The sequence below is a fragment of the Intrasporangium sp. genome (assembly GCF_036566125.1).
Classification (GTDB): Bacteria; Actinomycetota; Actinomycetes; order Actinomycetales; family Dermatophilaceae; genus Intrasporangium.
Genome location: NZ_DATCWX010000032.1, coordinates 1 through 5,322, shown reverse-complemented (window position 1 = coordinate 5,322; position 5,322 = coordinate 1). Strand labels below are relative to the sequence as shown.

Sequence of the window (5,322 nt, the reverse complement as noted above, 5' to 3'; positions counted from 1 at the left end):
CCGCTGCTGCGGCAGCTGCGGGCGGGCGGCTTCCAGATGGCTGTCGTCGTCGACGAGTACGGTGGCACCTCCGGCATCGTCACCCTCGAGGACGTCGTCGAGGAGATCGTCGGCGAGGTCGCGGACGAGCACGACCGGAGGCGGCAGAGCGGTCGGGAGCTGACGGACGGGTCGTGGACGGTACCGGGCCTGTGGCGACCGGATGAGGTGCGGGACGCGTTCGACGCCGAGGTGCCCGACGGCACGACGTACGAGACGATGGGCGGCTACGTCATGGCCCGGCTGGGTCGGGTGCCGGTCGTCGGCGACGTCATCACGGTGCCGGGCTGGCACATCCACGTGACGGGTATGGCCCGGCGCCGGGTCGCCCGCCTGCGCTTCGTCCCCGACCCTGATTCGGCGCCCGAGCCTCCCGGCCCAGAGCCTGACACCGTGGCGGAGGTGCCGCGATGAGTGGCGCCTGGGTCTACGTCGTCTCGCTGGTCCTGCTCTTCGGCAACGCGTTCTTCGTCGGCGCCGAGTTCGCTGCGATGGCCGTCCGGCGCTCGGCCCTGGAGCCGCTCGCCGAGGCGGGAAGCAAGCGCGCGGCCACGAGCATCGAGGCGGTCGAGCGGCTCGGCTCGATGCTCGCGACCGCCCAGCTGGGCATCACCGTGTGTTCCGTGGGCCTGGGCGCCCTGGCCGAGGCTGCCCTGCACCACCTGTTCGAGCCGATCTTCGCGGCGTGGGGGATGGGAGCGGCCTGGGCGGGCGGTGTGGCTCTCGCTGTCGCCCTGCTCATCGTGTCCTACCTGCACGTCGTGGTCGGGGAGATGATCCCCAAGAACATCGCCATCGCCGGCCCGGAGCGATCCGCGCTGCTCCTCGTGCCTCCGCTCTACGCCATCACGCGCGCGCTGCGCCCCATCATCAGCGCGATGGAGAGGCTCGCGAAGGCGCTCGTGCGCCTCTTCGGGATCGAGCCCAAGGATGAGATCTCGTCCGCCTTCACTGCGGAGGAGGTGGCCCACATCGTCGGTGAGTCGCACCGCGAGGGGCTCATCGAGGAGGCGCGGCTCGGCCTCGTCTCCAAGACGCTGGAGTTCTCCGACAAGCTCGCTCGCGACGTCGCCGTCGGGATCGAGGGGCTGACGACCGTGCAGCTCGGTGCCACCCCCGCCGACATCGAGCTGCTCGTCGCCAGGCAGGGGTTCTCGCGCTACCCGGTCCTCGACGCTGGCGGCGACATCGCCGGATACCTCCACCTCAAGGACGTGCTCTACGCCGACGACGAGCGCCACGACCTGCCCATCCCCCCGAAGCGGATCCGACGGCTGGCCACCGTCCGGGAGGGCGACGAGGTCGAGGAGGTCCTCGCCACGATGCAGCTCACCGGGGCTCACCTCGCTCGTGTCATCGGCGAATCCGGCGAGGTGACGGGTGTCGTCTTCCTCGAGGACGTGCTCGAGGAGCTCGTCGGCGAGGTCACCGACACGACGCAGCGTTGAGCGGTCGGCCGGGTTCGCCCGCCCGATGCCGTATGCCGCTGAGCTCCTCCCGGGCGACTCGTCCTCCCAGCCCTCCCGCCCCCCACTGCCCGCAACACACCCGCGTATCGACTGCCAGGACCTGTTGCAACCGGTGCGGGTAGACGGTGAGCGGGTGTGTTGCGGGGGCAGCGCTTAGCCTGTGGCGCATGCCCAGCAGCGCGACGGACGTGAGCCAGCCGGCGACTCCGCAGGACCGGATCGCGTGGATCGACGCATCGGCAGGAGTGGCTGGCGACATGCTCCTCGGCGCGCTCGTCGATGCCGGCGCGTCGCTCGACATCGTGCGTGCTGCCGTCGAGGCGGTCATTCCCGGAACGGTCCGGATCACGGCGGCCGACACGACTCGGGCAGGTATGCGCGCCCTCAAGGTCGGCGTCGAGCTCACGGGGCCGGACCAGCCGCACCGCCCGTGGGCGGAGATCCGGCGGCTGCTCGCCTCCGCTGACCTGGCGGACACCGTTGGGCGGCGGGCATTCTCGGCGTTCGAGGCGCTCGCTCGCGTCGAGGCACGGGTGCACGGGGTCGAGGTCGACGAGGTGCGCTTCCACGAGGTGGGGGCCTGGGATTCCATCGCCGACGTCGTCGGCGTGTGTGCGGCCCTGGACGACCTGGGGGTCTCGGAGGTCGTCGTCAGCGCGATCGCCGTCGGTTCCGGGTCGGTGCGTGGCTCCCATGGACTCGTCCCTGTCCCGGTCCCCGCGGTCCTGGGACTGACAGTCGGATGGGTCGTCGAGGCGGTGGGGGAGGGGGAACTCGCGACACCCACGGGGGTCGCTCTGCTGACGACGTCCGCGACACGGCAGGGCCCGCTGCCGAGCATGGAGGTCGCAGCCGTGGGCGTCGGGGCGGGCACCAGGGACGTCGACGGCCGGGCCAACGTCGTCCGCGTTGTCGTGGGCTCCCGGGAGCCGCAGTGGGACGAGCATCCGACGACCGACGTAGCAGCCGGGAGCTCGGCCTCCGGCGATGAGGGTCTCGACAAATCGCTCATGGTGGTGCTCGAGGCCAACGTCGACGACCTCGACCCGAGGGTCTGGCCCTCCGTCCTCACGGCGCTCCTCGACCATGGTGCAGCGGATGCCTGGCTGACCCCCATCGTCATGAAGAAGGGCCGCCCGGCCCACACCCTGTCCGTCCTCACGCAACCCGGGGGAGCAGCCCGGCTCCGGGACCTCGTGCTGGCCCGGACGAGCACCATCGGCGTCCGGCAGAGTCGGGTGAGCCGCTGGGCCTTGCCTCGGTCCTGGGTCGACGTCGACGTGGACGGACAGCGGGTGGCGGTCAAGGTGGCGCACCGCAACGGCCAGATCATCACCGCGACCCCTGAGTTCTCCGCCGTCGAGGCCGCTGCGGCCGCTCTGGACCGCCCTGTCCGCGACGTCCTCGCGACTGCCGTCGCCGCCGCCGTCGACGCCGGACTGGTCCCCGGCGGTGACGCTCCAAGCGGGGATGCGTAAGCGTGTCGGCCGTCAGGCACCGATATGCAGCACTCCTCCGCGGCATCGCACCAAGCGGCAGGAACATGACCAACGACAAGCTGCGAGGGGTCTTCGAGGGGCTCGGCTTCGAGGACGTGGCCTCGGTGCTGGCCAGCGGCAACATCGTCTTTCGCAGCGGCGAGACAGACGTGCCGGCGCTGGAGCGGCGGGTCGAGGCCGCGCTCGCCAGCGAGCTCGGCCTGTCCAGCCGCACCATCATCCGCGGGCACCCCGAGCTGCGCGCGCTGCTCGACAGCGACCCCTTTCCCGGTCTGACCCACGGGCGTGGCACCTACCTCACCGCCACCTTCCTCAAGGACGCCACGCCGCCGACAGTTCCTGTCCCGGGCCAGTCGGATGCCCTGACACAGTTCGTCCGGTACGACCCTGCGGCCCGGGTCGTCCTCGCCGTCATCGACACCAGCGACCCGGGCAGGGCGTCGAGGTTCATGGCCTCGCTCGAGAAGGCCTGTGGACGCGACATCACCACGCGCAGCTGGCTCACCGTCCAGCGCATCGTCAGGAAGCTCGAGAGCTGACCCGTCCGGCCGGGCAGGCGCCCATCAGCTTGGGTCGGCGGCGATCTGCGCAGCGAGGTGCCCGGCGCCGTAGCCGTTGTCGATGTTGACGACGCCGACCCCGGGAGAGCAGGCGTTGAGCATCGACAGCAACGGAGCGAGCCCCTCGAACGCCGCGCCGTACCCGACGGAGGTGGGAACCGCGACGACCGGCGCGGTCGCCAGGCCCGCCACGACCGACGCGAGCGCCCCGTCCATCCCGGCGACCACGACGATCGCCCGTGCTGACCGGATCAGGTCCTCCCGCGCGAGCACCCGGTGGATCCCGGCCACGCCGATGTCGACGACGAACTCCGTCGGTCGTCCGAGATAGGTCAGCGTGACCAGTGCCTCCCGAGCCACTGGCAGGTCCGACGTCCCTGCGCAGAGCACCGCGACGAGACCGCCTGTCGGCTCCGGTGCCCGCGGAGGCCAGGCGAGGATCCGGCCGACCTCGTCGTGGATCGCATCGGGCAGCACGCGCAGGACAGCCTCGGCATGAGCAGCCGGCGCGCGAGTGAAGAGCGCTGGCCCCGTAGTCGTGCCCTTGCCATGAGCGTCCTTGAGTGCCAAGGCGATCGATGCTACCTGCGTTGGTGTCTTGTGCTCGCAGAGCACCGCTTCTGGATAGCCCCGGCGGGCCGCCCGGCCGAGGTCGAGCTCGGCGACGCCCTGCAGGTCGCCCGGGCCGGACGGCGGGCGGTCAGCCATCGCCCAGCCGCACGAGTGGGAGCGTGAACGCCCCCGACTGGATCCCCGCGACATCGACCGCGACGAACCGGAAGCCGGCCTCAAGCCCCACCCCATGGATCGCTGAGCGGAGCTCGGGCTCCATGGCCCGGGCCAGCTCCCGGTCGGGCAGCTCCACCCGAGCCACGTCGCCGTGGTGCCTCACACGGCAGTCGACGAAGCCCAGCGCCCGGAGCCCGCGCTCGGCCGCCTCGACCTGGGCGAGCTTGGCCGGGTCGACCTCGGAGAAGTGCGGGATCCGGGAGGCCAGGCACGGTGCGGCCGGCTTCTCGGCGTTGGGCAGGCCCAGTGCGCGAGCGAGCGCCCGGACGTCCGCCTTGGTCAGTCCCGCGTCAGCGAGGGGCCGCAGGACGTCATGGTTCGTCGCGGCCCGGGCCCCGGGACGATCCGGTCGCCGGGCGTCGTCGGCGTTCTCGCCGTAGGCCACGGCGACGAGTCCGTGGGCACCAGCCACCTCGTCCGAGATCCGGGTGAAGAGCTCGTCCTTGCAGAAGAAGCAGCGGTCCGGCCCGTTCGCCCGGTACATCGGATGGTCACCCTCGTGGGTCGCGACCTCGACGACGGGCGCACCGATCGCCGCCGCCACGTCCCTGGCGCCGTGCAATTCGTCGCGGGCCAGGCTCGGGGAAACCCCGATCACGGCGAGCACCCGGTCGGCCCCGAGCGCACGAACGGCGAGCGCGAGGAGGAGGCCCGAGTCCACGCCCCCGGAGAAGGCCACGCCAAGGCGCCCGACCGAGCCCAGCGGCATACGACCACGTAGTTGCCTCGCGACGGCGTCAGCCGACGCCGCGGGGCCGGGAGGAAGGGGAGCGTGCACGAGTGCGGCGATCAGATCTCGACCTCGGACCGGTCTGCCGACCACAGCGTGTGGAAGGTGCCCTCGCGGTCGACCCGGCGGTAGGTGTGCGCGCCGAAGTTGTCGCGGAGGCCCTGGACGAGCGCGGCCGGGAGCCGCTCCGCGCGGACGGTGTCGTAGTACGCGAGGGCGCTCGAGAAGCCCGGCAC

At 71.8% G+C, this 5,322-nt stretch carries 6 protein-coding genes and 1 pseudogene; 4 read left to right on the top strand and 3 right to left on the bottom strand.

Annotated features, from left to right (window positions below):
• From VIR15_RS02020 to VIR15_RS02005, 4 genes are all read left to right on the top strand, one after another.
• The coding region (locus VIR15_RS02020) for a transporter associated domain-containing protein (RefSeq protein WP_331925800.1) at positions 1–453 on the top strand (453 nt) is incomplete at its 5' end.
• On the top strand, positions 450–1,487 hold the full coding sequence (locus VIR15_RS02015; RefSeq protein WP_331925799.1) for a hemolysin family protein: 1,038 nt from the start codon (positions 450–452) through the stop codon (positions 1,485–1,487). The genes VIR15_RS02020 and VIR15_RS02015, both read left to right, overlap by 4 nt.
• 188 nt (positions 1,488–1,675) lie before the next feature.
• Positions 1,676–2,986, top strand: coding sequence for a nickel pincer cofactor biosynthesis protein LarC (larC, locus tag VIR15_RS02010; protein WP_331925798.1), 1,311 nt, complete (start codon positions 1,676–1,678; stop codon positions 2,984–2,986).
• 2 nt (positions 2,987–2,988) lie between these two features.
• Positions 2,989–3,546, top strand: coding sequence for a DUF1697 domain-containing protein (locus VIR15_RS02005; RefSeq protein ID WP_331925797.1), 558 nt, complete (start codon positions 2,989–2,991; stop codon positions 3,544–3,546).
• A 24-nt stretch (positions 3,547–3,570) separates the two neighbouring features.
• Here VIR15_RS02005 and larB read toward each other — a convergent pair whose 3' ends face one another.
• The 3 genes and pseudogenes from larB to VIR15_RS01990 all read right to left on the bottom strand — a co-directional run.
• On the bottom strand, positions 3,571–4,275 hold the full coding sequence (gene larB / locus VIR15_RS02000; protein ID WP_331925796.1) for a nickel pincer cofactor biosynthesis protein LarB: 705 nt from the start codon (positions 4,273–4,275) through the stop codon (positions 3,571–3,573).
• Positions 4,268–5,134, bottom strand: a complete 867-nt coding sequence (gene larE, locus VIR15_RS01995) for an ATP-dependent sacrificial sulfur transferase LarE (RefSeq protein WP_331925795.1) — start codon at positions 5,132–5,134, stop codon at positions 4,268–4,270. Before larE ends, larB begins: the two co-directional genes overlap by 8 nt.
• An 11-nt stretch (positions 5,135–5,145) precedes the next feature.
• A pseudogene (locus VIR15_RS01990) lies at positions 5,146–5,322 on the bottom strand (NADP-dependent phosphogluconate dehydrogenase); the annotation flags it as partial.

Bases quoted from the DNA above. Each gene is read 5' to 3' on its own strand.
- VIR15_RS02015 (WP_331925799.1), top strand. From the start codon at position 450: ATGAGTGGCGCCTGGGTCTACGTCGTCTCGCTGGTCCTGCTCTTCGGC.
- larC (WP_331925798.1), top strand. From the start codon at position 1,676: ATGCCCAGCAGCGCGACGGACGTGAGCCAGCCGGCGACTCCGCAGGAC.
- larB (WP_331925796.1), bottom strand. From the start codon at position 4,275: ATGGCTGACCGCCCGCCGTCCGGCCCGGGCGACCTGCAGGGCGTCGCC.